This window comes from Allobosea sp., from assembly GCF_017308015.1.
Lineage (GTDB): Bacteria > Pseudomonadota > Alphaproteobacteria > Rhizobiales > Beijerinckiaceae > Allobosea.
Map to the genome: position 1 here is coordinate 87493 of NZ_JAFKFW010000013.1, position 24123 is coordinate 111615.

Annotated in this window: 27 protein-coding genes and 1 pseudogene; 7 read left to right on the forward strand and 21 right to left on the reverse strand. The window is 65.9% G+C overall.

Annotated elements, in window-relative coordinates; translation table 11 throughout:
• Window positions 1-145 precede the first annotated feature (145 nt).
• A complete protein-coding gene (locus J0I42_RS12685; RefSeq protein ID WP_291655216.1) occupies window positions 146-1309 on the reverse strand; it encodes a helix-turn-helix transcriptional regulator in 1164 nt (387 codons plus the stop codon).
• A gap of 300 nt (window positions 1310-1609) precedes the next feature.
• Between J0I42_RS12685 and J0I42_RS24015 the strand changes: the two are divergent.
• Window positions 1610-1777, forward strand: a pseudogene (locus tag J0I42_RS24015) (RidA family protein); the annotation flags it as partial.
• A 158-nt stretch (window positions 1778-1935) separates the two neighbouring features.
• Here the strand turns inward: J0I42_RS24015 and J0I42_RS12695 are convergent.
• The 6 genes from J0I42_RS12695 to J0I42_RS12720 all read right to left on the reverse strand — a co-directional run bounded on the left by J0I42_RS12695 (window position 1936) and on the right by J0I42_RS12720 (window position 7065).
• Complete coding sequence (locus J0I42_RS12695; protein ID WP_291655218.1) at window positions 1936-2529, reverse strand: ankyrin repeat domain-containing protein; 594 nt, start codon at window positions 2527-2529, stop codon at window positions 1936-1938.
• Between the two features lie 112 nt (window positions 2530-2641).
• Entirely contained in the window at window positions 2642-3562 is a 921-nt protein-coding gene (locus tag J0I42_RS12700) for a DMT family transporter (protein ID WP_291655219.1), read from the reverse strand.
• A gap of 53 nt (window positions 3563-3615) precedes the next feature.
• Window positions 3616-4905 carry an ArgE/DapE family deacylase gene (locus J0I42_RS12705; protein ID WP_291655220.1) on the reverse strand — a complete coding sequence of 430 codons (1290 nt, stop codon included), beginning with the start codon at window positions 4903-4905 and terminating at the stop codon, window positions 3616-3618.
• 30 nt (window positions 4906-4935) lie between these two features.
• The gene (locus J0I42_RS12710; RefSeq protein WP_291655221.1) at window positions 4936-5445 is read right to left on the reverse strand and encodes a hypothetical protein; all 510 of its coding nucleotides are present in this window, start codon (window positions 5443-5445) and stop codon (window positions 4936-4938) included.
• Between the two features lie 58 nt (window positions 5446-5503).
• The gene (locus J0I42_RS12715; protein WP_291655222.1) at window positions 5504-6112 is read right to left on the reverse strand and encodes a helix-turn-helix transcriptional regulator; all 609 of its coding nucleotides are present in this window, start codon (window positions 6110-6112) and stop codon (window positions 5504-5506) included.
• Between the two features lie 188 nt (window positions 6113-6300).
• Window positions 6301-7065 (reverse strand): GntR family transcriptional regulator, encoded by a 765-nt coding sequence (locus J0I42_RS12720; RefSeq protein ID WP_291655223.1) that lies wholly within the window; start codon window positions 7063-7065, stop codon window positions 6301-6303.
• Between the two features lie 65 nt (window positions 7066-7130).
• On the opposite strand from J0I42_RS12720, the gene J0I42_RS12725 reads away from it, so the two are divergent.
• Both J0I42_RS12725 and J0I42_RS12730 read left to right on the forward strand, forming a co-directional pair.
• Window positions 7131-8072, forward strand: coding sequence for a PfkB family carbohydrate kinase (locus tag J0I42_RS12725; protein WP_291655224.1), 942 nt, complete (start codon window positions 7131-7133; stop codon window positions 8070-8072).
• A 120-nt stretch (window positions 8073-8192) separates the two neighbouring features.
• Entirely contained in the window at window positions 8193-9332 is a 1140-nt protein-coding gene (locus tag J0I42_RS12730) for a helix-turn-helix transcriptional regulator (RefSeq protein ID WP_291655225.1), read from the forward strand.
• Between the two features lie 336 nt (window positions 9333-9668).
• Here the strand turns inward: J0I42_RS12730 and J0I42_RS12735 are convergent, their stop codons facing one another.
• From J0I42_RS12735 to pyrF, 3 genes are read right to left on the reverse strand one after another with little or no spacing between them, the layout of a single operon-like run.
• Entirely contained in the window at window positions 9669-9977 is a 309-nt protein-coding gene (locus J0I42_RS12735) for a DUF1330 domain-containing protein (RefSeq protein WP_291655226.1), read from the reverse strand.
• Window positions 9978-9980: 3 nt separating this feature from the next.
• Entirely contained in the window at window positions 9981-10268 is a 288-nt protein-coding gene (locus J0I42_RS12740; protein WP_291655227.1) for a DUF1330 domain-containing protein, read from the reverse strand.
• A 38-nt stretch (window positions 10269-10306) separates the two neighbouring features.
• Window positions 10307-11014 carry an orotidine-5'-phosphate decarboxylase gene (pyrF, locus tag J0I42_RS12745; protein WP_291655228.1) on the reverse strand — a complete coding sequence of 236 codons (708 nt, stop codon included), beginning with the start codon at window positions 11012-11014 and terminating at the stop codon, window positions 10307-10309.
• Window positions 11015-11194: 180 nt separating this feature from the next.
• Here pyrF and J0I42_RS12750 point away from each other — a divergent pair, with 180 nt between their 5' ends.
• The gene (locus tag J0I42_RS12750) at window positions 11195-11959 is read left to right on the forward strand and encodes a sulfite exporter TauE/SafE family protein (RefSeq protein WP_291655229.1); all 765 of its coding nucleotides are present in this window, start codon (window positions 11195-11197) and stop codon (window positions 11957-11959) included.
• A gap of 19 nt (window positions 11960-11978) precedes the next feature.
• Here the strand turns inward: J0I42_RS12750 and J0I42_RS12755 are convergent, their stop codons facing one another.
• The 3 genes from J0I42_RS12755 to epmA are packed head-to-tail and all read right to left on the reverse strand — an operon-like array spanning window position 11979 to window position 14787.
• Complete coding sequence (locus J0I42_RS12755; RefSeq protein ID WP_291655230.1) at window positions 11979-12641, reverse strand: DsbA family oxidoreductase; 663 nt, start codon at window positions 12639-12641, stop codon at window positions 11979-11981.
• 17 nt (window positions 12642-12658) lie between these two features.
• Window positions 12659-13726: a lysine-2,3-aminomutase-like protein gene (locus J0I42_RS12760; RefSeq protein WP_291655231.1), complete on the reverse strand. Its 1068-nt coding sequence runs from the start codon at window positions 13724-13726 to the stop codon at window positions 12659-12661.
• Window positions 13723-14787, reverse strand: coding sequence for an EF-P lysine aminoacylase EpmA (gene epmA / locus J0I42_RS12765; protein WP_291655232.1), 1065 nt, complete (start codon window positions 14785-14787; stop codon window positions 13723-13725). The genes J0I42_RS12760 and epmA overlap by 4 nt, the downstream gene beginning before the upstream one ends.
• A gap of 116 nt (window positions 14788-14903) precedes the next feature.
• Between epmA and efp the strand changes: the two genes are divergently transcribed.
• The 3 genes from efp to J0I42_RS12780 all read left to right on the forward strand — a co-directional run bounded on the left by efp (window position 14904) and on the right by J0I42_RS12780 (window position 16576).
• Window positions 14904-15473, forward strand: coding sequence for an elongation factor P (efp, locus tag J0I42_RS12770; RefSeq protein ID WP_291655234.1), 570 nt, complete (start codon window positions 14904-14906; stop codon window positions 15471-15473).
• An 89-nt stretch (window positions 15474-15562) separates the two neighbouring features.
• Window positions 15563-16081: a DUF1993 domain-containing protein gene (locus J0I42_RS12775; protein WP_291655236.1), complete on the forward strand. Its 519-nt coding sequence runs from the start codon at window positions 15563-15565 to the stop codon at window positions 16079-16081.
• Between the two features lie 15 nt (window positions 16082-16096).
• On the forward strand, window positions 16097-16576 hold the full coding sequence (locus tag J0I42_RS12780) for a GNAT family N-acetyltransferase (RefSeq protein WP_291655237.1): 480 nt from the start codon (window positions 16097-16099) through the stop codon (window positions 16574-16576).
• Window positions 16577-16829: 253 nt separating this feature from the next.
• On the opposite strand, the gene J0I42_RS12785 is transcribed toward J0I42_RS12780, so the two are convergent.
• The 8 genes from J0I42_RS12785 to J0I42_RS12820 all read right to left on the reverse strand — a co-directional run bounded on the left by J0I42_RS12785 (window position 16830) and on the right by J0I42_RS12820 (window position 24112).
• Entirely contained in the window at window positions 16830-17483 is a 654-nt protein-coding gene (locus J0I42_RS12785) for an MBL fold metallo-hydrolase (protein WP_291655238.1), read from the reverse strand.
• A 32-nt stretch (window positions 17484-17515) separates the two neighbouring features.
• A complete protein-coding gene (locus J0I42_RS12790) occupies window positions 17516-17839 on the reverse strand; it encodes a hypothetical protein (protein WP_291655239.1) in 324 nt (107 codons plus the stop codon).
• On the reverse strand, window positions 17836-19452 hold the full coding sequence (locus J0I42_RS12795; RefSeq protein ID WP_291655240.1) for a fumarate hydratase: 1617 nt from the start codon (window positions 19450-19452) through the stop codon (window positions 17836-17838). The genes J0I42_RS12790 and J0I42_RS12795 overlap by 4 nt, the downstream gene beginning before the upstream one ends.
• A gap of 119 nt (window positions 19453-19571) precedes the next feature.
• The gene (gene ptsN / locus J0I42_RS12800) at window positions 19572-20033 is read right to left on the reverse strand and encodes a PTS IIA-like nitrogen regulatory protein PtsN (RefSeq protein WP_291655241.1); all 462 of its coding nucleotides are present in this window, start codon (window positions 20031-20033) and stop codon (window positions 19572-19574) included.
• Between the two features lie 85 nt (window positions 20034-20118).
• Window positions 20119-20703 carry a ribosome hibernation-promoting factor, HPF/YfiA family gene (gene hpf, locus J0I42_RS12805; RefSeq protein WP_291655242.1) on the reverse strand — a complete coding sequence of 195 codons (585 nt, stop codon included), beginning with the start codon at window positions 20701-20703 and terminating at the stop codon, window positions 20119-20121.
• 131 nt (window positions 20704-20834) lie between these two features.
• Window positions 20835-22364, reverse strand: coding sequence for an RNA polymerase factor sigma-54 (gene rpoN / locus J0I42_RS12810; protein ID WP_291655243.1), 1530 nt, complete (start codon window positions 22362-22364; stop codon window positions 20835-20837).
• Window positions 22365-22524: 160 nt separating this feature from the next.
• The gene (gene lptB / locus J0I42_RS12815) at window positions 22525-23379 is read right to left on the reverse strand and encodes an LPS export ABC transporter ATP-binding protein (protein ID WP_291655244.1); all 855 of its coding nucleotides are present in this window, start codon (window positions 23377-23379) and stop codon (window positions 22525-22527) included.
• Between the two features lie 37 nt (window positions 23380-23416).
• A complete protein-coding gene (locus J0I42_RS12820; protein WP_291655246.1) occupies window positions 23417-24112 on the reverse strand; it encodes an LptA/OstA family protein in 696 nt (231 codons plus the stop codon).
• Window positions 24113-24123 lie beyond the last annotated feature (11 nt).

A 24123-nucleotide genomic window follows, 5' to 3' on the forward strand; every position in this document is an offset into this window, starting at 1 on the left:
CGACCGCGAGCCGGATGTCGCACAGCCCGGGGTTTCTTGCCCGAATCCTCGATCAACATGAAGGCGGCATCTGTCCCGCCGGTTGCCCAAGTTTCTGGCCGCCCCTCTTCCGCCAGCAAGGGCGCACTCTGTCCACGCAGTTGCGTCAACTTACGTTGACCAGCAGCAACATCAGCTCCGCCTGCCGCGATGTGCCCGTCTTATGAAAGATCGCCTTCAATCGCGTTCGGGCAGTTCCCAGGGTGATACCGAGCCGTTCCGCCGCCTCGGCAATCGTTTCACCCAGCAGCAAGCGCCTGCAGAAGGTGATTTCCGATTGCGTCAGGCCGAAGCTTCCGCCTAGCGCCTCGAGGCCGCCGGCATCCATCCCCCTCGAACCGAGATCAACGGCCAGCACCAGGACCATGCGCCGCAGCGGAAGCAGGGCAAGACGCGTTCCGCCCGGCGGCTGCGCGACCGGCAGCGCGGCGACCGACACCTGCCATGCGCCAGCCACGGTGCGGAAACCGATCCGTGAAATCGGCGTGGGCTCTCCCCGGGAGAGCTTTTCCAGCGCGGCCGCGAAGCGATCATCCGCAACCGCATCGGAAAGATAGCAGCGGCCATGCCGAACCGCCACGCCCTGCCCCGAAGCGAAGAGACGTGCTGCAGGCCGGTTTGCCTCGCGCAGACGCCGGCTGCCATCGACGATGAAGGCCGCGCCGCGGCTGCGCTCCACAAGGGCTGCTTCGGCGACCACCGTTTCCACGCTCATGCGCAGGAGGCGGGCCAAGTTGACCGAACGCTGCAGATTGCCGCGGATATTGGTCAGTACTTTGACCGTCGCCGTATCATAGACGCCGGATTTCGACAGAGGATAGTGCACGAGAAGGTTTACGACCTCACCGCTCTCACCAACGAATTTCATGCCAGCGGCAGCCACCGCCCGGTTCTGGGGAAGCAGCCAATCGTTGTAGAACTCGGTCTTGCTGAAATTCTGGGCCGGAGACACCTCTTCCGAGGCAGCGATCGTGGTTCCCTTGATGCGTCCCCAGTAAACGTTCCAAGGATTGATATAGGCGAAATGCTCCGCATAGGCAGCGGCGAAAGCCGGGTCCATGTTCTGGAGCGATAGGAAATTGAGGCGACTCTCGGAAAAATTCATGTTGGCGAGGCCACCCCACGAACCGGGAAAGGCTTCACTCAGGATCGCCGGAACCTGGTCCCACGACCCCTCTCCGAAGGTTGCAGCATCGATGGCCGCAGCCACATTGCGGCTGATGACCGACACGCGGTCGTCGTCGTAGGAGTCCAGCGATACCGATCCCATTCCGGGTGCGCCCCGAGCGTTCGGAGGTGGCTGCCCTGTCGCGGCTGTCCGACCTGGCCTGCGTCCAGGTTAATCTATGGAATTTGCGCGAGAGAAGAAAAATCGCTCAAGCGACGCTGGAATACCAAGACAGCAGCCACATTTTCACCGTTTCCCGACGATCGCGTTGCTCTCGCGGCGGCCGGTCTCCAGGATCGGCCTCCACCGACGGAGTCTGCCATGGCCAAGCGCATCATCACCTCGGACCGCATCCACAAAGGCCGCCTGCCCTTCGCCCAGGCGACGGTCGCAGGCGGCTTCATGTTCGTCTGCTGCATCGGCACCGACAAGGACGGCAAGCTCGCCATCGGCGATGCCCGGGCCCAGACCCAGCAATGCATCGACAATATCAAGACCCTGCTCGAAGAAGCCGGCGGCGGCCTCGACGATATCGTGAAATGCACCGTCTATGTCACCGACCGCGCCTATTGGGAGCCGATGAACGAGGTCTATTTCGCCAATTTCGCCGAGGCGACGCCGCATCGTGTCTCCGCATCGTCAACGGCCTCGGCTCACCGGACTGCATCGTGGAGATCGACGCGACCGCCTATCTCGGCGACAGGACCTGAGTGGTCCTGCTTGCCCGGTCATCGCCCTCCCGCAGCGATCAGGATCTGCTGCATCCTGGTCTGGCCGCGTTTGCGGGCATGCTGGAGCGGAGTGACGCCGTCGCGGTCGGCGAGGTTCACATCGGCACCGGCGGCGAGCAGATCCTTGACGATCTGCTGATGCCTCTCGCCGCCATCGCTCAGGATGATCGCCTCCAGGAGCCCGGTCCAACCGAGATTGTTGATATGATCGACGGCAATGCCGGCCGCAATCAGGGTACGGACGGTCTCGACATGACCGCGCTCGCAGGCCGGAATGAGCGCGGTACCGCCGTAGCGATTGGTGCTCTTCAGGTCGGCGCCATGCTCCAGCGTCAGCTTGAGGATAGCGAGATGGCCGCGCGCGCCCGCATAGAGATAGGGGCTGTCGTTGATGGCATCCTTGGCGTTCACGTCCGCACCGGCCTCGATCAGAGCGCGGGCGGCATCGAGGCGGTTTTCATGGGTGGCGACGAGCAGGGCCGTTTGCGCGCGGCTGTCGCGCCCGTCGACGGCGACCCCCTCGGCGATGAGGCGCTTGATCGCAGCAACATCGTCCTTGGCCGCCGCCACATGCAATCTTGTATCTGTCATGGCTTGTCCCAAAGCTGTCTGCGGACCGAGGGCCAGCAGGAGAAGAAGGAAGGCAAGGGTCAGCGGCGATCTGATCAATTTCGTCTCCGTAAGAGACCTGGGAACGGCAACATCAACCACGCCGGGCCGGGACCAGGATCGCGCCTGAGGCCGCAATGACCAGGGCGAGGCCCAGCCAATCGGTCGGCGTCGGCCGCTCGCCGAGCAACAGCACCGAGCCGAGCACGCCGACCGCCGGCACCATCAGCGTACCGAGGCTGGCGATGCCGGCGGGCAGGCGCGCAACCACAGTGAACCACAGGAAATAGGCCAGCGCCTGCGCCCCGATGATGTGGAAGCCCAGCGCCGTTAGCACGCGCGACGACAGCAGTTTCGGGACCGGCAGGCCTTCGAAGACGAGCATGCCGATGCCGGCGACGAGCCCGCCGATGAGCAATTGCCAGGCCGCGATGGCAAGTGCCGGAGCCGAGACCGGCCAGCGCTTGGTGACGATCGTGCCCAGTGCCCAGCTCACCGCCGCGCAAAGCGCCAGCATCAGCCCGAAGGAAAGCTGCCCGGCGAGGATCAGCGGCAAACCCAGGCAGACAAGGCCGGCGATGCCGAGCGTAAGGCCGGCGAGGCGACGCCCGTCGAAGACCTCTCCGAGCACGAAGCGGGCGAGCAGCGTCGCCCAGATCGGCATGGTGAAGGTCAGGATGGCGGCACGCGAGGTCGGCGCCGCGAGCTGGGCGAAAGCGAGCAGCACGTTGAAAGCCGCAATCGAGAGAATGCCGGCAATGACAAGGCGCAACCACTGCGCTCGCGGCACGGCGAGCGGAACACCGCGCGCCAGCGCGACCGCTACGAGGACGACGCCGGCGAAGCTCATGCCGGCGGCGCGCAGGGTCCATGGCGCGATCTCCGTCAACGAGATCCGCACCGCCGGCCAGTTGAAGCCCCAGAGCAGTCCGAGCAATGGAACGAGCAGCAGCGCCCTGCTCGATCGCCCGGCATCCCCCCGAGCGCGCGGCAATCCCGCTTCCTGCTTCAGCATGGGGCCCTCCGAAAACCGGTTCCCATCTTTCGGTCCGATGCCCGGGGCGGCGCTCAAGCGTCGACGCTTTCGAGGCCGCACCATTCGGCGACGAAGAGCGCCATCGCGCCGGTGATGCGCTTCACCGAGGCGAGGCTGACTCGCTCATCGAAGGCGTGGATGTTCTCGCCCATCGGACCGTAGCAGAGCGCGGGAATCTTGTCGTAGAGCGCGTGGACGCGGGCATCGAGATAGGCCGGCGTCATGAAGCTCTTCAGCGGCTTGCCGAGCGCCGCCTCATGCGCGCGTCCGAGCACGGCTTCCGCCTCGCTGCCGGGCTCCAGCACGTAGCCCTCGGCCCAGAAGCCGTTGAAGGTGACCTTCGGCGGATTGTTCGCCAGGAACGAATCGCCACGTGCGGCGTCGCGAATGCAGTCCTCGATGCGCTGCGCGGTCTCCTTGGCGGTGACGCCGGGATAGAGGCCGACACGGCAATCGACGCGGCACCAGCACGGGACCGAGGAGGCCCAGTCGCCACCCTCGATCTTGCCGATGTTCAGATTGATCGGATGGGCCTGATCCTCGAAATGCTCGCGGCCGGCCTTCTCGACGTTGAACTGTTCCTCAAGCTTTCGTAGCGCGGCGACGACCCGGTAGGCGGCGTCGATCGCATTGGCGCCGACACCCATCTCGCGGACATGGGCGGGAATGCCGCGCACCTCGAACTGGAACCAGAGCACGCCCGCATTGGCACGGGCCAGCATCTCGTGCTCCGGCTCGGGGATCAGCGCGGCATCGGCTCGATAACCACGCAGATGCGTCATCAGTGCGCCATTGCCGGTCGATTCCTCCTCGACGACGGATTCGACATAGACCGTCGCCGCCGGCTGCATCCCGATGCTCCTGAGCGCATCGAGGCAAAAGAGATTCGCGGCAGCGCCCGCCTTCATGTCCGCGCTGCCGCGGCCATACATCCAGTCGCCCTCGATCACCGGATCGAAGGGCGCATGCTTCCACTGATCGGCTGGGCCGGCCGGAACGACGTCGACATGGGCCTGCAGGATCAGCGAGCGACCCTTCTCCTCGCGGGGATGATGAATGCCGACGACAATCGGAGCGTCGGAATGCGTATCGGAAAAGGGCGCGCCGCCGGGATGGGCCGCGATCGCCTCCTTGTCCATGGCGAAGCGGTCCATGATGAAGCCGCGCTGCTTCATTGCCCGGAAGATGAAGTCCTGAACCGTGTGTTCCTGCCCGCGCGTGGAGGCGAAGCGGACGAGCTCCTGCGTATAAGCGACCTGCTCGTCGAAGCCCGCCTCGACGGCGGCGAGGATTTTTGCACGCAAGGCGGGGTCGAGAGGCATGGTCGTTCCTATGCAGAATCATGCCCGGCTTCACCCGAGCATCCCGGAAACCAGTGTCAGCTCGCTACGAGATTCCCGGGGCTTGGTTCCGCTTCGCCCCGGGGATGACGGCGAGAACCCTATTAGTGCCCGAAGCGCCCGCGGCCGGGCACTGCCGCCAGCAGTTGTCGTGCATACGCGTGCTGCGGGTCGGCTCGTCTCGACGATGCGGCCGCGTATCTGCACCGCGATCCCCAGGTCGTGCAGCACGAGCCTCGTCACGAAGAGCGCGAGACCTGTGAAGAAGCTGATCCAGCAGGCGGAGAGCCGGAGCGTGCGCACCCCGCCGAGCACATGGCCCCGGCTCATCGGATCGAAGCTGCCGAGCCTGAGGAAGGAGAGCGGAGATTCCAGCAGGATCGCCGCGCGGTCATCAGCCAGAGGCGGGCGCCATGAATGAAGCGGGATGCGAGATTGCGGCCGAGCGTCGATACCCAGCGGGCCGCGCTTGAGGCAATCCGTGCCGTCATCCTGCGTTTCGAGATCGGTGTTCCCGAACATCACGGCCGATGTCGAGACAATACCGAATGTCGATACGACGCGTCTTCGGACCGCCTGCTCAGCGGACCTCCTCGACATAGGTCGCGACGAAGCGGACGAGTTCGCTCTGCCGGGCCGTGCCGGTCTTGGCGAAGAGACGCTGGAGATGGGTCCGGGCCGTGGTCGGCGCGATGCCCAGCCGTTTGGCGGCGATGATCGTGTCGAGCCCCTCGACCATCAGGGCCAGCATACGCTCCTCGGTCGGCGTCAGGCCGCAGGTCTCGCTGACCCGGGCGATATTGCGGTCGATCGCACTCTCAGGATCATCCACCGTCAGGACGAACAATTCGATACTGCTCAGATGGACAGCCTCGACCGCGATCTGCCTGCCGTTGCGCAGCATCAGCGGCAGCCGCGTCTCGCCGACGACGCTGCCATTGCGGCAGCGTTTCAACCAGACCTGCAGCCGCGCCATGAAATCCTTGTCGCAGGCGGTAAAGCGGTCGATGCCGCCCAGACCGTCGCGGGCAAGCGCTTCCGCACCGCGATTGCCAAAGCGCTGGTTCAGTTCGGCATCGATGACGAAAACCGGCCTGGAAGCCCGTCCGAAGGCTTCGGCAGCCACGTCATGGCGCGGCGGAAACGGGGGGTAGCTCGTCCTGCCGACAATCGAGACATGAAGCGACATCGCAATATCCATCCCTGCAATCAGCGGATCGCCGCACCGTGTCGCCGGTCTCATTGGGGCCGGACGAATGCTGCTCCGTTTCCCTTGGTCGCGGCGAGTTGCGGGCAGGTTCAAATCCCGCCTCGGATTTTGGACTGCCATTGGATATCGAAAGCGGTTGCCCGCGGGGGCATCTCGACGGTGTCGCGTCAGGCGGTCAGCGTCAGCCGGTAGGTATAGGTATCACCCCGGAACAGACCCTCGACATATTCGAGCATATCGCCATCGGCGCCATAGCTGCGCCGCTTGATCAGCAGGCAGGGCACAGGAGCATCGAAGCCGAAGATGGCGCATTCCTCAGAGGTCGGCGCCGCGGCTTCGATCGTCTGGTCGCAGCGCGTCAAAGGCAGGCCGAGCGCGGCGAAATGGGCATAGACCGACCCCGAGAGATCGGCCTCGGCCAGATCGGGCGCCCGTTCGAGATTGTACCAGGCGACCTCGCGCGACATCGGGATGCCGTCCCCCGAGCGGACGCGCACGAGCTTGAGGAAGCGCGCATGCGAGGAGCGGCCGAAAATCGAGGCGATAGACCGATCATTCACCACGGAACGCTCGACGATGCGGGAGGACGGCACGCGTCCAAGCTCCTGCATTTCCTGGGTGAAGCCCTTGAGACGGTCCATACCGGAATGCAGGCGCGCGCCCCCGCCCTGAACGATCGAGCCAAGACGCCCCTGTGCACTGAGCAGCTTCCGCTCGCGCAAGGCATTGTAGGAGCGCTGCACGGTGGCGCGGCTGATTTTGAGGCGCTCGGCAAGCTGGCGCTCGGCCGGCAGGGTCGTGCCGGGGGGCAGCGTGCCGTCTCCGATCAGCCGAGTCAGCTGGTCTTCAAGCTGCTGGTAGAGCGGCTTGGCGGTGTCCGTGCGCAATTCCAGCAGGTTCTGGAAGGGCGGTTTCGTAATCTGCTTAGGCACTGTCATCGTTGGCATGAGCGTGACACAACCCGCGTAGCAGTTCGAGAACGGGAAAATCAAATTGCATGACCGGCAAACCAATTTTCGTGCTCGGAAGCTTCGTCGTCGCCTGCTCGGCTAAGGTCGCCCGCTTCCCGCGCCCGGGTGAATCGCTCGCCGCTGAGACCGTGACGATCGAGCCTGGCGGCAAGGGGCTGAACCAGGCGATCATGGCGCGCCGGCTCGGCGCCGAAGTCGACGGCCTGCTCGCCGTAGGCGACGACCTCGCCGCCGCCTTCGCCCGGCCCGCACTCGAACGGGCAGACCTGCCACCATCGATGCTGGTCCGGCTTGCGGGCAAAACCGGCAGCGGCATCGGCTTCACGGATGCCGGCGGCGAGACCTGCCTCGCCGTCGCCTCCGGTGCCAATCTCGCCCTCTCGGCCAACCATGTCAGGGAGCGGGCACGGGCCATCGCCGGTGCCGCGCTGGTGACGGCCCAGTTCGAGATCGGCGATGCGCCAATCGAGGCCGCCTTCGCGCTGGCACGTCAGGCCAACGTCCCGACCTTGCTCAACCCCTCGCCCTATCGGGCAATTCCCGCTGCCATCCTGACGCTGACCTCGATCCTGATCGTCAACGAGATCGAGGCGCGCGGCCTTGCAGCCGCCCTGGGCCTTGGACAGGGCGAAGCCAGCGAACCGCAACGCTTCACGCGAGAACTCGGACCGGCGCTTCTGGAACAAGGGCCTCAGCTCGTCGTCCTGACCCGCGGCGCGGCCGGAGCCGTCGCCGTGGCAGCCCATGGCCGCCCGGTCGAGCAGACGGGTTTTCCGATCGACGCGATCGATTCGCTCGGCGCAGGCGACGCCTTCGCCGCGACGCTCGGCGTCAGACTGGCGATCGGGTTGCCCTTGCCGGACGCACTGCGCGACGCCGCAGCAGCCGGCGCGCTGACCGCAACGCGGCACGGTGTCTTCGATGCCCTGCCGACGGCCGACGCCATCGCGGCCATCAGCCGACCTTGAACCGGCCTGCATTTGCCGAGAAATTTTGGATTGCTTTTGGACTTTTCCTGAGCGGCCCATCCTGCTAGTTTCAGACGCGCATCTCACATATCCGCCTTCCATGGCCAGCCGGGGGCTCTGATGCCGCGCCTCGACGTCGACACCGTCATGTCCGCGATCGACCAGTTGCTGGCCGGGGCGATGGACGAAGGGCAGATGCAGGCTGCCGCCGAAACGATGCGGCAACTCTTCAACGGCTCGAAAGCCTGCTTTGCCGGGTTCGGCCCCAGCCCCGAGGACTGGGCCTCCTATGCGAGCAATCCCGACTCTGCGCTGCAGGAGCGCTGCTTCGGCGAGCTCGCGCCCGATTTCATCGAGATGGGCGGCGCGCTGCGCGACATCCCACTCGGCGCGGTCTACCACGATCATGACGTATTCGGCACGGAAACCCTGCGCAGGTCGCGCGTCTGGCAGGAATGGATGCGTCCGCAGGACATGTACGGCGGCATGGCCTGCCGCCTCGCCCAGCACGGAGAAACCTTCTGGTTCTTCGACGTGCAGCGGGGCCGGCGACAGGAGGGCTTCGACACTGAAGATATCGCCCTGCTCGAGAAGCTCTACCCCGTGCTGCGGCGCGTCGTCGAAATGCGCCGCCATATCGGCCGGGTGACCGCCCAGCGGGACGAGGCGCGCAGCGCCCTCGACCAGATCGCCATGGGCATCGCGGTTCTCGACCAGGGCATGCGGATCAGCTACGCCAACGAAGGCGCCGACGAGATCCTGTCCGATCCCCAGAGCGCGCTCGGTCTGCGCCAGGGCCGCCTCTATGCGCGCCGGCCGGCCGACCAACGCCAGCTCAGACACCTGATCGAAGGCGCGCTGCTGAGCGCGCAGGACCCGCTCGTCTCCCGCCAGGCCAACATGATCCTGCGTAGCGAGGACGGTTCTCATTCGCTTTCGGCCTGCGCCATGCCAGCGCCCCCCTCCGTCACACAGGCTCACACGAGCGGAAAGGTGATGATCGCCCTGCGGCGCCTGGAAATGGCGACCGATCTCGCCGCCTGCGCGCGCCAGCTCTTCGATCTCACCGAAGCTGAAGCGAGATTCGCCTCCGCGCTCGCGGGCGGATCGTCCCTGACGGAAGCGGCCGGAGCGCAGGGCGTCCGGATCTCAACCGCACGCACGCATCTGGCGCGCATCTTCCAGAAGACGAATACCCGCCAGCAAAGCCAGCTCGTTTCACTGCTGCGCAGCGCGGCGCTCCCCCTTCGCCCGCGCTGAAGCGTCGCCATGCCGCATAGAGCGAGGCAAAGGCCCGCATCTTTCGGCCAACCTTCCCGGTTTCCGGTCGACCTGGCCGCAAAAGGGAGCCTAGAAGACGCAGAGCGACAGTTTCGTCATCCAAATGACGGAGACGGATTCAGCAAGGCAGGATCGACCTTGCAAAGGCGGACCAGCCGATCCGCAGGGCGGCTTCCCGTAGAACAAGACGCCAACCCCGCTGCCGAGGGAAGCCGGCACCACGCCTGAACTTATGCTGGTTAGGTTCCGGCCGGGCCTCCGGATCAGCGCCGCCACGCCGCTCGTCAGGGATGACGCGACAGGCCGGCAGATCGCCTACTCGCCCGGCTGCGGACCGTCATAGCCGCCGATGATGACGAGGTCGGACTGACCGGCGCTGCTGAGATGCTTCACCGCCTCCTGATATTCGGGCGAGGCGTAGCAGGCGCGCGCGGTCTCCTCGTCCTCGAATTCGATGACGACGTTGTGCTTGCGGCCTTCGCCGCGAGCGAGCTTGTACTCTCCGCCACGGACCAGGAACTTCGCCCCGTATTTGGCGAAGGCGACGGCATTGAGCGAGCGGTACCTGGCGTAGGCCTCGGCGTTCTCGACGTCGACGCGCGCGATCCAGTAGCCCTTGGCCACGGTTCAGGCCCCTTCGACGGCGACGAGATCGATCTCGCCGGCACCCTCGCGCAGCTTCCGCGCCTCGGCATATTCGGGCGAGAAGAGATAGGCCCGCGCCGAAGCGAAATCGTTGAACTCGATGATGATATTGCGGGCGCGGCCCTCGCCTTCGCCCACCGTCATCTGGCCGCCGCGCACGATCGGCGTGCCGCCATAGATCTTCATCACTTCCGAGGCCTTGGCGGCATACCCCGCCCATTTGGTCGCGTCGGAGACCTTGGCGCGGCCGATGACATATCCCTTGGGCATGGTGCTATCCGTTGGCTGAATCGGTTCCGGGCAGCAGTTTACGAAGCTGCGACGATCTCGTCCATGACCGCGCCGGCCGCCGCACGCGGGTCTGCCGCGCGGATGATGGGACGCCCGACAACGAGATGGTCCGCGCCGACGCGGATCGCCTCGGCCGGGGTGAGCGTGCGCTTCTGGTCACCCGCCGCGCTGCCGGACGGACGGATGCCGGGGGTGACGATGACCATGTCCGGCCCGATCACCTCGCGCACGATCCCGGTTTCGGCGGCCGAACAGACGATACCGTCGATCCCGGCGGTCCGAGCCTGCTCGGCGCGCAGGCGCACCAGATCGCGTACTGCGAGCCCGTAGCCGGCATCGCGCAGGTCGCCGTCGTCATAGGAGGTGAGAGCGGTGACAGCGAGCAGCTTGAGGGCGGCATCGCCGCGCCCCTCGACCGCGCCGCGCATGGTCTGCGGATAGGCATGGACGGTGAGGAAGGTGACGCCGAGCTTGGTCAGCGAGTCCACGCCCTCGGTCACGGTATTGCCGATGTCGTGCAGCTTGAGATCAAGGAAGACCTTCTTGCCCTCGGCGACGAGCTGGCGCGCAAGATCGAGCCCGCCGGCGAAGGCGAGACGATAGCCGATCTTGTAGAAGGTTACGCCGTCACCCAGCGTCGAGACGAGACGGTAGGCGTCCCACACGGTCGGCACATCGAGGGCGACGATCAGGCGGTCGCGGACATCGTTGATCTTCTGCTTCATCAACCGGCTCCCTGAGTTTCGAGGGAAGGCGCATGATTCGAAGCGCGATGCAAGGCCGAGCGCCGCTGCGAGCGCAGGCAGACCATCCTTCCGTGCATCGACGCCTTGCCAACAAATCTGTTTCCGCCTGCCGGGCCGATCCATTAGGCCACACGTTCCGTTCTTCTGGAGACGCCGACCATGTCCTGGACTGCCCTGACCGGTTTTCTGCTGCTGACCGGCATGGCGGCCTATGTCCAGACGCTGACCGGCTTCGCCTTCGGGCTGATCACGATGGGCGGCGTCGGCCTGACTGGGCTGCTCTCGCTGCCGGATGCGGCAATGCTCGTCAGCATCCTCACGCTGGTCAACGCGACGCAGATGCTGCTCAGAGGCTGGCGCGATGTCGACTGGCAGAAATTCGGGCTGGTGCTGGTCGCGAGCTGGCCGTTTCTCTTCATCGGCTTCCATCTGCTGGAATGGCTCGCAGCGAGCCGGGCCGACCTGCTGCGGCTGGCACTGGGCTTCGTGATCGTCGTATCCAGCCTCCAGCTCGCGCGAAGGCCCGACCCGCTAAAACAGCCGTCGGGCGCACCGAGTTTTCTGCTCTTCGGCAGCATCGCCGGGCTGATGGGCGGCATGTTCTCCACAGCCGGCCCGCCGCTCGTCTACCATTTCTATCGACAACCGCTGCCGCTCGTCGTCGTCAGGGAAACGCTGGTGACGATCTTCGCGCTGAACGCCCTTTTCCGGACGGGGCTGGTCATCGCCACCGACCAGATCCCGGCAGCTTCGACTCTGTCGGGACTTTTCGCCGTTCCGGCGGTGATCGCGGCGACGCACCTGGCCCGGCGCTATCCACCCCCGCTCTCGCAGGCCGTCATGCGGCGGATCGTGTTTCTGCTGCTGTTCCTGTCAGGCGTGTCGCTCGGCGCGCCGGCGGCCGTCCACCTGCTCGGCTTCTGACGAGCGGGCGGGCCGCGCCCTAGAACTGCGTTTCCTGTGGGGCCTGCGCGGCGAAGATCTGCTGGAAGACCTGTCCCCAGATCTCCGGCGGCTGCGCGCCCGAGACGGCAAGCTTGCCGTCGACGATGAAGAAAGGCACGCCGGTGACGCCGACCTTGCGAGCGTGGTCTTCGAGGCCGATCACCGTTTCGCGCAGCTCGTCATTGGCGAGTTCGTCGCGGGCGGCCTGCTCGTCGAAGCCCTGCTCGACCGCGATCTGGACCAGGGTCTCGATATCGCCGATGTCGCGCCCATCCTGCCAATAGGCCTTGAACAGGGCGGCGGTCATGTCGCCGCCGCGCTGCACCGTCGACGCCGCCGCAACCAGCATATGAGCCATGCGGGTGTTGACGCTCCGCGTCACCTTCGCCCAGTTGAAGGTAACGCCGCTCTCCAGCGCCGCTTCCGACAGGCGAACCTCGATCTCCTTGCGCTTGCCCGGGCCGAACTTGCCGTCGAGATACTGGGTACGGTCCATGCCTTCCTCGGGCATCTCCGGGTTGAGCTCGTAAGGCAGCCAGGTGATGGCGAAACGCTCGCCCAGGCCGAAGCGCTCCAGTGCCGCCTCCAGCCGCGCTTTGCCGATGAAGCACCACGGGCAGGCGATGTCGGAGACGATCGCGAGCGGCATCTTGTCCTGCATGTCGATATCCTCAGGTATCAGGCGGGCGGGTAGCGATGCTGCCCGCCATGGCGGTCTTCGGCGACCGCTTCCACACCCGGCGTCTCGCAACCGGAGAGGAAGGCGGGACCGACCGGAATCTTGCCGGCACCGCCGGGGATGTCGAGGATATAGGTCGGCTGGCACAGGCCGGAAAGGTTTCCGCGCAGGCTTTTGACCAGCGCCTGTCCCTCTTCCAGCGTCAAACGGAAATGCGAGGTGCCGGGCGCGAGATCGGGATGGTGCAGGTAATAGGGCTTGATCCGGTTCTCGACGAAGGCCCGCATCAGCGCGCCGAGCGTCTCGATATCGGCATTGATGCCCTTGAGCAGCACCGACTGACTGAGCAGGACATGGCCGGCATCGACCAGCGCCGTGATCGCGGCGCGAGCCTCGGCGGTAAACTCGCGCGGGTGGTTGGCGTGGATCGCGATGTAACTCGCTTTGCCCGGGATGCGCAGCGCCCGCGCATAATCCGGCGTGATCCGGCCAGGATCGACGACGGGCACGCGCGTATGCCAGCGGGCGACCTTGATATGCGGAATCGCGGCAAGGCGCTTGGCGACCTCCCGCACGCGGCGGGCGGAAAGAATGAAGGGATCACCGCCGGTCATGATCACCTCCCAGATTTCGGGCCGGGAGGCGAGATAAGCGAGCGCAGCGTCGAGCCTGGCGCCAGTCAGGGCATCGCCGCCGGGGCCGACCATTTCGCGGCGGAAACAGAAGCGGCAATAGACCGGGCAGGCATGGACGAGCTTGAGAAGCGCGCGGTCGGGATAGCGATGGACCACGCCCTCGACCGGCGAATGGACATCGTCGCCGATCGGGTCGGCCAGCTCATGGAGCGACGCTATCAACTCGGCTGCATCGGGGATGAACTGGCGCGCGATCGGGTCGACAGGGTCGCTAGGATCGATCAGCCCGGCGACGGCCGGCGTGACGGAAACAGCGTAGCGCGCCGCCACCTCTTGCAAGGCGTCGCGCCGCGCGGGCGCGACGAGGCCCGCCTCGACGAGCGCGTCGATGCTGCGCAAAGGCTGGCCACCGGGGGGCTGGTGAACGGTCATGCCCTTCCCCTGCCCGGTTCCGCGACCGGCGTCCAGAGTACATCCTCGATCCGGCGGGCGCCCACGCAGAGCATGACGAGACGGTCGAAGCCGAGTGCGATGCCCGACGCTGCCGGCATCAGCGCCAGCGCCTCCAGAAAGCCCTCGTCGATCGGATAACGTTCGCCATAGATGCGCTCTTTCTCGTCCATGTCGGCCTCGAAACGACGGCGCTGCTCTTCCGGATCGGTGAGCTCGCCGAAGGCATTGGCAAGCTCGACGCCGCAGGCATAGAACTCGAAGCGCTCGGCCACGCGCGGATCGCCCGGCTTCGGCCTTGCGAGCGCGGCCTCGCTGATCGGGTATTCGCAGAGGATCGTGGCGCGGCCGCGACCGAGATGCGGTTCGATGCGTTCAGAGAGCACACGGCTGAAAATGTCGGACCAGGTATCGTCATCCGCAATCCGGATGCCGGCCTCGATCGCGTCGGCGGCAAGCCCGCCGCGATCGAGTTCCTGATCGGCCGTCACCGTGCGCAACAGATCGATCCCGGCATGGCGCCTGAAGGCTTCCTGCAAGGTCAGGCGCTCTGGTTCGGCGAAGGGATCCGCCTCGATGCCGCGCCAGCGCAGCGTCTTGGTGCCGGCAGCGCGTGCGGCTTCGGCCAGCAGCGTCGCGCAATCCTGCATCAGCGCCTCATAGCCCTCGCCGGAACGATACCATTCCAGCATCGTGAATTCGGGGTGATGCAGCGCTGTGCGCTCGCGATTGCGGAAGACGCGGGCGAAATCGAAGATGCGGGTCTCGCCGGCGGCGAGCAGCTTCTTGGCGGCGAATTCCGGCGAGGTGTGCAGGTAATAGGGATGCGGTTCGGCCGCGTTGTCGATCAGCGTCGTGCCGAAACCGTGCAGATGCGTCTCGTTGCCGGGCGAGACCTGAAGGATCGCCGCCTCGACTTCGGTGAAGTCGCGAGCCTCGAACCAGCGGCGCAGCGCCGTCTTGATCCGCCCGCGCGCCAGCAAGGCCGGACGACGGTCGGCATGGATATCGGACCGCCAGTACGGCGTCTGGGACGAACTCATCGAATCTCGCGTCGAATGCGTCGGAAAGCTTTCGTTTCGCGCGCGAATGCGGTAGTTGCGCGGCGACAGAATTCGCATAGCGCGGGGGAACGCCGCGCACCAGCAAGGACATTCACGTGGTCAAGGTCATCGCCTCTTCCGTCCGCAAGGGCAACGTCCTCGAAGTCGACGGGCATCTCTGCTCGGTGCTCTCGGCCGAGAGCTTCTTCCCGGGCAAGGGCACGCCCACGACGCAGATCGATATGCGCCGTATCGCCGACGGCGTGAAGGTTTCGCAGCGCTACAAGACGACCGAACAGGTCGAGCGCGCCTATGTCGAGGATCGCGACTTCACCTATCTCTACCAGGACGGCAACCAGTACATCTTCATGAATCCTGAGACCTACGACCAGATCCCGGTCGATGAGGACGTGATCGGCGATTCCGCTCCCTATCTCCAGGAGAACATGAAGGTCACGCTCTCGGTGTTCGAGGACAAGGCCGTCGCGATCGAGCTGCCGCAGCGCGTCACGCTGGAAGTCGTCGAGACCGAGCCCGTGACCAAGGGTCAGACGGCTTCCTCCTCCTACAAGCCGGCGATCCTGTCGAACGGCGTGCGCAGCGCCGTGCCGCCGCATGTCGGCGTCGGCACCCGCGTCGTCGTGATGACCGCCGACGGCTCCTATGTCGAACGCGCGAAGGATTGATCTGCCAGCGCAGAGCGCCGCAGAAAAATCTCCTCTATAGCTTTACGCAGCGGGCCCTTTCCGGGCCCGTTGTCGTTTCCGAGGACATCATGACGCTCACAGTCAAGGCCGCCGCCCTTTCCGGCTTCGTGCAGACGCTCAAGGCGCTCGACGCCATTCTCGACAAGGCCGTCGCCCAGGCCGAGACCCGCAAGATCCAGCCGGAGGTGCTGCTCTCCGCCCGGCTGGCGCCGGACATGCTGGCCTTCACCCGTCAGATCCAGCTCTGCTGCGACTTCGCCAAGAACGCGGTCGCGCGCCTTTCCGGCGGCGAGAACCCGCGCTTCCCCGACGAGGAGAAGAGCTTCCCGGAGCTGAAGGAGCGCATTGCCAGGACGCTGGCCTTCATCGCCGCGGCCGACGGCGCCGCGCTCGATGCCGGGCTCGGCCGCGAGGTCAGCTTCCCGCGTGGCCCCTCGGCGACCGCGACGATGACCGGCGAGGCCTATCTCACCCGCTTCGCCATCCCGAACTTCTATTTCCACGCCACGACGGCCTACGACATCCTGCGCCAGAACGGCTTCCAGATCGGCAAGCAGGACTTCCTGCTCGGCGTCTTCGACGCCTGAGGCCTGCCTTTGGGCATGAGCGCGACGCCTGCCATCACGATCGAACGCGCCTCTCCCCGGGATGCCGGGGAGATCGCAGCGCTTTATCTGGCGTCGCGCGCGGAAGCCCTGCCCTACCTGCGCCGTGTCCATAGCGACGACGAAGTGCGGAGCTGGATCACGCATGTCAGGCTCGCCACCGGCGAGACCTGGGTTGCGCGAGAGGCCGGGCGCATGCTCGGCTTCCTCTGCATAGACGGCGAGGATCTCGACCAGCTCTACCTGCTGCCGGGCATGTTCAGGCGCGGCATCGGCTCTCTCCTGCTCGCCAAGGCGAAAGAGTGCAGCCCCGAACGGCTGACCCTGTTCACCTTCCAGCGGAACGGCGCTGCGCGGGCCTTCTATGAGCGCCACGGCTTCCGCCTGGTCGACCTGAACGACGGCGAGCGCAACGAAGAGGGCGAGCCGGACGCGCTTTACGAGTGGCGCCGATCTTTTTCAGATGGAGCCTTGTAATCGGGAACAAGCGTTCCCATTTTGGGCTCACGGCGGTGTCGAGAGCGTTCCACAGCTCTCCATTGCCCGTGAAGACGGCCATGAGCCGAACGTGTGACGCCGGATGTACGCGCACCGTTCCGCTGCATGGCCGTTGGCATTTCTGGGGTATGCGTCCATCATGGTCGGGCCTGTCCCGACCGTCCTCGTTCGTGCGATGCAGCGCCCAAGACGCGGATGCACGCCACAAGGGCGAGCGCGACGTCACGCCCTCTCAGCCCTGCAAGAACGGATTGTTCTGCCGCTCCTCGCCCAGCGTGCTCGCCGGACCGTGGCCCGGCAGGAACTGGACGTCGTCGCCGAGCGGCAGAAGCTTGGTCTTGATCCCCGAGATCAGCGCCTCGTGGTCGCCATAGGGGAAATCGGTGCGTCCGACGGACCCGGCGAAGACGGTGTCGCCCGCCAGCAGGAAGCGCAGGTCCTTCTGGAAGAACGTGACATGGCCCGGCGAATGGCCGGGGACATGCGCGACCGCGAAGGTGAGGTCGCCAAGCGAGACCGTATCGCCCTCCTTCAGCCAGCGCGTCGGCACAACGGATTTCATGCCGGGGATATCGAAGCGCAGCCCCTGCTCCGGCAAGGCATCGAGCAGGGGCTTGTCGCCCTCGTGCGGCCCGATAATCGGGATCGACAGCGCCTGCGCCAGCTCGGTCGCGCCGCCGGCATGGTCGAGATGGCCATGGGTCAGCCAGATCGCGACCGGCGTGACGCCGAGTTCCTTGATGGCAGCCTGCAGGCGCGGCACGTCGCCGCCGGGGTCGACGATGGCGGCTTCTTTGGACTTCGGCTCCCAGACGATCGAGCAGTTCTGCTGGAACGGCGTCACCGGCACGATGGCGATCTGGAGCGGCGGCTGCTGGTCGGTCATGGGACAAGCCTTTCGGATATCTCGGAAGGCTCTTACCGCCCGCCGCAGCGATTGGCGATCAGGGCGCGGTAGTTCACCAGCTCGGAATCCATCTCCGCGACATTGCGCGCGCGTTCCGCGCCATCCTGACAGGTGGCGAAGACCGAGCGGGCCTTCTGGAGATAGGTGACGTGCTCGCGAAAGGTCCGGCATTGCGTCGCCTGGTCGGCGCTCGCGACGGCCGCGAGCCGCGTCTGTTGCTGGCGGAAGCCAGCCTCGTTCAGCAGGAGATCGCGCGAGCAGGTCGCCGGGCGCGGCTGCTGCGCCAGCACGGGAGCGGCCAGCAGCAGCGCCGCGACAGTCAGCGCCAGCCTCATCCGAGGTTCAGCTCCTTGAAGAAGTCATTGCCCTTGTCGTCGATGACGATGAAGGCCGGGAAATCCTCGACCTCGATCCGCCAGACCGCCTCCATGCCGAGTTCGGGATATTCAAGGACCTCGACCTTGCGGATGCAGTCCTGCGCCAGACGCGCCGCCGGGCCGCCGATCGAGCCGAGATAGAAGCCGCCATGGGCCTTGCAGGCTTCGCGGACCGCCGCCGAGCGATTGCCCTTGGCGAGCATCACCATCGAGCCGCCGAAGGACTGGAACTGGTCGACGAAGGAATCCATGCGGCCGGCCGTGGTCGGGCCGAAAGAGCCGGAGGCGAAGCCTTCCGGCGTCTTGGCCGGGCCGGCGTAATAGACCGGATGGTTCTTGAAATAGTCGGGCATGCCCTCGCCACGCTCCAGCCGCTCGCGGATCTTGGCATGGGCGAGGTCGCGGGCGACGACGATGGTGCCGGTCAGCGACAGGCGCGTCTTGACAGGATGCTGCGACAGCGTCGCAAGAATTGTACTCATCGGCTGGTTGAGGTCGATCTTGACGACGGAGCCGCCGAGCGCGGATTCGTCGACATCCGGCAGGTACTTGGACGGATCGGTTTCCAGAGCCTCCAGGAAGATGCCGTCCCTGGTGATCTTGCCCTTGGCCTGGCGGTCGGCCGAACAGGAGACGCCGAGCCCGATCGGCAGCGAGGCGCCGTGGCGCGGCAGGCGGATGACGCGGACGTCATGGCAAAAATACTTGCCGCCGAACTGCGCGCCGACGCCAAGCGCCTGCGTCATCTTGTGGACCTCTTCCTCCATCTCGATGTCGCGGAAGGCATGGCCCGACGGCGACCCCTTCGTCGGCAGCGCGTCGAGATATTTGGTCGAGGCGAGCTTGACGGTCTTGAGGTTCTGCTCGGCCGAGGTGCCGCCGATGACGATGGCGAGATGGTAGGGCGGGCAGGCTGCAGTGCCCAGCGTCAGGATCTTCTCCTTCAGGAACGCCATCATGCGATCCCTGGTGAGGAGCGAAGGCGTCGCCTGGTAAAGGAAGGTCTTGTTGGCCGAGCCGCCGCCCTTGCAGACGAAGAGGAATTTGTAGGCGTCCTCGCCCTCGGCATAGATGTCGATCTGCGCCGGCAGGTTGGTCGCGGTGTTCTTCTCCTCGAACATCGAGAGCGGCGCGAGCTGCGAATAGCGCAGGTTGCGCTTGAAATAGGCGTCCGCGACGCCCTCGCCGAGCGCGGCCTCATCCTCGCCATCGGTCCAGACCTTGCGGCCCTTCTTGCCCATGATGATCGCGGTGCCGGTGTCCTGGCACATCGGCAGGACGCCGCCTGCGGCGATATTGGCGTTCTTCAGGAGGTCATAGGCGACAAACTTGTCGTTGGAGGTCGCCTCGGGATCGTCGAGGATCTTGCCGAGCTGGGCGAGATGGCCGGGGCGCAGCAGATGGTTGATGTCGATGAAGGCCTGTTCGGAGAGCTGGCGAATCGCCTCGCGCGAGACGCTCAGGACCTCGCGGTCGCCGATCTTCTCGACGCTTACGCCCTCGCTGCCGAGCTTGCGATAAGGCGTCGTGTCCTCGCCGAGCGGGAAGAGTTCGACATGCGTATAGGCCATGACCTGCGGCTCCGAAACAAGGCGCGCCGCGATCAGGAAAGGGAAGACGCGACGCCGATCCAGCCGGGGTCATAGCCCGTCGGCCGGGATCGTCCAAGCAGTCTTTGTTGCGTTTAAGTCTAGGCCGCCTGCGCCGCCGATTCGGCAAGGATGGCGTAGATCGCAGAGGGGTCGCGGACCTTGCGGACCTGCTCCAGAACGGACTGGTTACGCAGCACGCGCGCCACGCGGGCAAGGGCCTTGAGATGGTCGGCGCCTGCGCCTTCGGGGGCGATCAGCACGAAGATGATATCGACCGGCTGGCCGTCCAGCGCATCGAAATCGATCGGCTTCTCCGTCCGGGCGAAAAGCCCGACGAGGCGGTCGATGCCCGGCATCCGGCCGTGCGGGATCGCAATGCCCTCGCCGATCCCGGTCGAGCCAAGGCGCTCTCGCTGGAGCAGGGCTTCGAAGAGCTCGCGGTCCGGCAGGCCCGTCAGGGTGGCGGCATGATGGGCAAGCTCCTGCAGAGCCTGCTTCTTGCCGTTGGCCCGCAGCGGGGAGATCACCGCGGCGGGACTTAGAAGATCGGTCAGCGTCATTCGCCCGTCCATGCATGTCCCATGCCGGCTGAAATGCCGTCGGCATGGGTCAGGTTCGACGGCCGGAGCGGATCGCCCGCCGGCCTCAGGACAACGATGCCGGCGGGTCGATCCAGCCGATATTGCCGTCGCCGCGGCGATATACGATGTTCATGCGGCCATGGCCAGCGTGGCGGAAAACGACGACCGGAGCACCCGTCAGATCAAGCTCCGCAACGGCATCGCTGACCGTCCTGACATGCAGGGGTTTGGTCGATTCCGCAACGATCACCGGGTTGTCGGCAACCGAGACCCCGTCGAAATCCTCGATATCGTCATCGGGAGCCGCAATCACATAGCTGGGGATTTCGATCGCGGCCTCGCGGCCATTGCTCGCCGAACGGTCCTTCAGCCGGCGCTTGTAGCGTCGCAGCCGCTTCTCGATGCGCTCGGCCATCTTGTCGAGGCTGGCATAGGGATCGTGAGCGGTGGCGGAGGCTTCCAGCGTGATTCCGGAGGAGAGGTGCAGGACACCGTCGGTCCGGAATGCGGAGCCGTCCTTGTCGACCGTGACGTGCCCCTGATAGCCGCCCTCGTAATATTTGCTGACCGCCGCGGCGACCCGCTCCTCGGCCTGGCCGCGGAGGGCCTCGCCGACATCAAGATTCTTGCCGGAGATTCGCAAGCTCATGGAGTGCTTCCCCTTGATTTAGCCATGGCCCGTGTGCGGCCATCCCTAGGAGCTAAGAACTGGGAGTCGGGGTTGTCAATGAGCCGGCGCAATCATGGCGCGCATGCAGGAGCGCTTTGGAACAAAATGGCTCAGCGATCGGCCGCCGCCATCGCGACTTTCTCGCGCCGTCGCTCGATCGAAGACGGAATCCGGAGCGATTCGCGATATTTTGCCACGGTGCGCCGGGCGATATCGATGCCGCCCTCCTTGAGCCGGGCGACGATGGCATCGTCCGAGAGAACCGCTGCGGGCGCCTCGTCGTCGATCATCTGCTTGATCCGGAAGCGGACCGCTTCGGCGGAATGCGCCTCGCCATAGCCGGTCGCGGCGATCGCCGCCGAGAAGAAATACTTCATCTCGAAGACGCCGCGCGAGCAGGTCAGGTACTTGTTCGAGGTGACGCGCGAAACGGTCGATTCGTGCATGCCGATGGCATCCGCCACGGTCTTGAGATTGAGCGGGCGCAGATGCTCGACGCCATGGGCGAAGAAGCCGTCCTGCTGGCGCACGATTTCGCTCGCCACTTTCAGGATCGTGCGGGCGCGCTGCTCCAGCGATCGGGTCAGCCAGTTCGCGGTCTGCAGGCACTCTGCGATGAAGGCTTTCTCGACCTCGTTGCGCGCCGCCCGGGAGACGCGCGCGTGATAGGTCTGGTTGACGAGCAGGCGCGGCAGGGTGTCGGGGTTGAGATCGATCAGCCAGGAGCCGTCCGGCGCGGCCCGGATGAAGACGTCCGGCACCACGGTCTCGGCGGCCGAGCCGCCGAAGGCGCGGCCGGGCTTGGGATCGAGACGGCGGATCTCCGCGACCATGTCCGCGATATCCTCGTCGTCGACGCCGCAGATGCGCTTGAGCGCAGTGAAATCGCGCCTGGCGACGAGGTGCAGATTCGCCACCAGCGCCTGCATGGCCGGGTCGAAGCGGTTGCGATCGCGCAACTGGATCGCGAGGCATTCGGCGACGTCGCGGGCGGCAACACCGGAAGGATCGAAGCTCTGCACGACGCGCAGCACCGCCTCGACCCTGTCGATCGCGACGCCGAGGCGCTCGGCGATCTCTGCGAGAGGCTCCCCGAGATAGCCGCTGTCGTCGACTGCATCGATGATGTGGCGGCCGATGATGCGCGCAGCCGGTTCGATGACGGCGAGATCGAGCTGCGCGACCAGATGGTCGTGCAGGGAGGCATCCACCGTCAGGCTGCTTTCGAAACCTTCGGGGTCGCCATCGAACGATCCGCCCGTCGCACCATAGGCACCGCCGACGATCGGTAGGCTGTCGGCACCGCTCGCCTCGCTGCGGGCGGCCGTCGGCTGCTCGCTCTGAAACACATTGTCGAGCCCGGTGCCGAGCCTGCCTTCCATGCCCTCCTGCGTGTGCAGGCTCTCGGCCTTGGCGAAGCTCTCGGCATCGGCTGTATGAGGGCTGTCGGCATCATCGGACCGCACCGGCTGGTCCAGCCCCTCATCGCGTTCCAGCAAGGGATTGCGCTCGAGCTCGCCCTCGACGAAGTTCTGGAGTTCGAGATGCGAGAGCTGCAGGAGCTTGATCGCCTGCAGCAACTGCGGCGTCATCACCAGGGATTGCCCCTGGCGCAGCTCCATGCGCGGCATCATCGCCATACGCGAAAGGCCCTTCCCGCTCGCGCGCCATCGGCACGCTTCTTGCTTGCGGAAAAGACACTAGCGCCGGCTCACCGCCGCGTCAAAGGATCAGCCATGCCTGCGGCCGGAAATTTGATGCACCGCAACAAGGCCGTCACGGCCAATAGGCCATGATGGCTCAGAGACGGAAATCCTCGCCGAGATAGACGCGCCGGACATCCGGATTGGCGATGATCTCGGCCGGGGAGCCCTCGGTCAGCACGCGCCCGGAATGGATGATATAGGCGCGATCGACGAGGCCGAGCGTCTCACGAACATTGTGGTCGGTGATGAGCACGCCGATACCGCGATCGGTCAACTGCCGCACCAGCGCCTGGATGTCACCGACCGCGATCGGATCGATGCCGGCGAAAGGCTCGTCGAGCAGGATGAAGGAGGGCTTGCCGGCCAGCGCGCGGGCGATCTCGCAGCGGCGGCGCTCGCCGCCCGAGAGCGCGATCGAGGGCGCCTTGCGCAGGCGGGCGATGGTGAACTCCTCGAGGAGCTGGTCGAGCTGGCGCTCGCGCGCCTTGCGGTCGGGCTCGACCACCTCCAGCACCGAGCGAATGTTGTCCTCGACGGACAGGCCGCGGAAAATCGAGGCCTCCTGCGGCAGGTAGCCGATGCCGAGACGCGCGCGCTGGTACATCGGCAAGGCGGTAATGTCGTTGCCTTCGAGCGAGATGATGCCGGCATCGGCCGCGACGAGGCCCGTGATCATGTAAAAGATCGTGGTCTTGCCGGCGCCGTTGGGGCCGAGCAGGCCGACAGCCTCACCCTGGCGCAGGTAGAGGCTCGCATCAGAGACGACTGCGCGGCCGCCATAGCTCTTGCGCAGCCCATCGACCGCGAGGATGCCCGGGCCGCCGATGGCGGCGACCGTCGCCGGCCGTTGGCGGGCCTCTTCCTTGCCGCGGCTGCCGAACAGCCCGCGTAGCCGTCCGAAAACGCCCGGCTGCTGCGGGCTCGGAGCCGGTCGAGCCGGCGCGGCCATGGGACGAGGCGCTTCGGAAACGGTCACTGCGGCACGATCAGTTGGTTGGCTTCGGGGCCGGCTTGGCGCCGGGCTTGCCCGCATCGGACTTGTTGGCGTCGGCCGCATTTGGAACGAACAGACCCTGCACGCGCCCACCCTCGACATTGGCGACGCCGGTGACCGTGTCGTAGACCAGCTTCTGGCCGCGGGTGACGTTGGGCCCGTCGTTCAGCGCGACATTGCCGGTCATGATGACGAGATTCCGGGCACGATCGAACTCGGCATTGTCCGAGGTCGCGGCCTGCGTCTTCGAGACCACCGTGACCGGCCCCTTGCACAGGATGCGCTTGATCGAGCTGTCATTGCCCTGGCCGGCCGCGCCCGCCGCTGCGGGAGCCGGAGCCGGAGCTGGAGTCGGAGCTGGAGTCGCCGGGCGGCCGGCGGTTCCACCCGGACCGCCACGCCCCTCGTAAAGCACGGTCATCACCGTGCAGCGAACCGTCGTCTCGCCCTGCACGGCCACGACATTGCCGGAAAAGACCGCCTTGTTCTCCTTGTCCAGCACGTCGAGCTTGTCGGCATCGATCTTGATGGGCTCCTTGCTGTCGCCGCCGAGCCCTCCCAGCGCCGATGACGCGCCCCGCGCCTTGGCAGGGGCCGCCTGCGCGAAGGTTTCCTGCGGAGTGCCGAACAGAGCGAAGCCCGCAGCGAGCATCAGCGCGGCATGGCGAGCATGCGCGAAACGGAGCATCTGGCCAATCC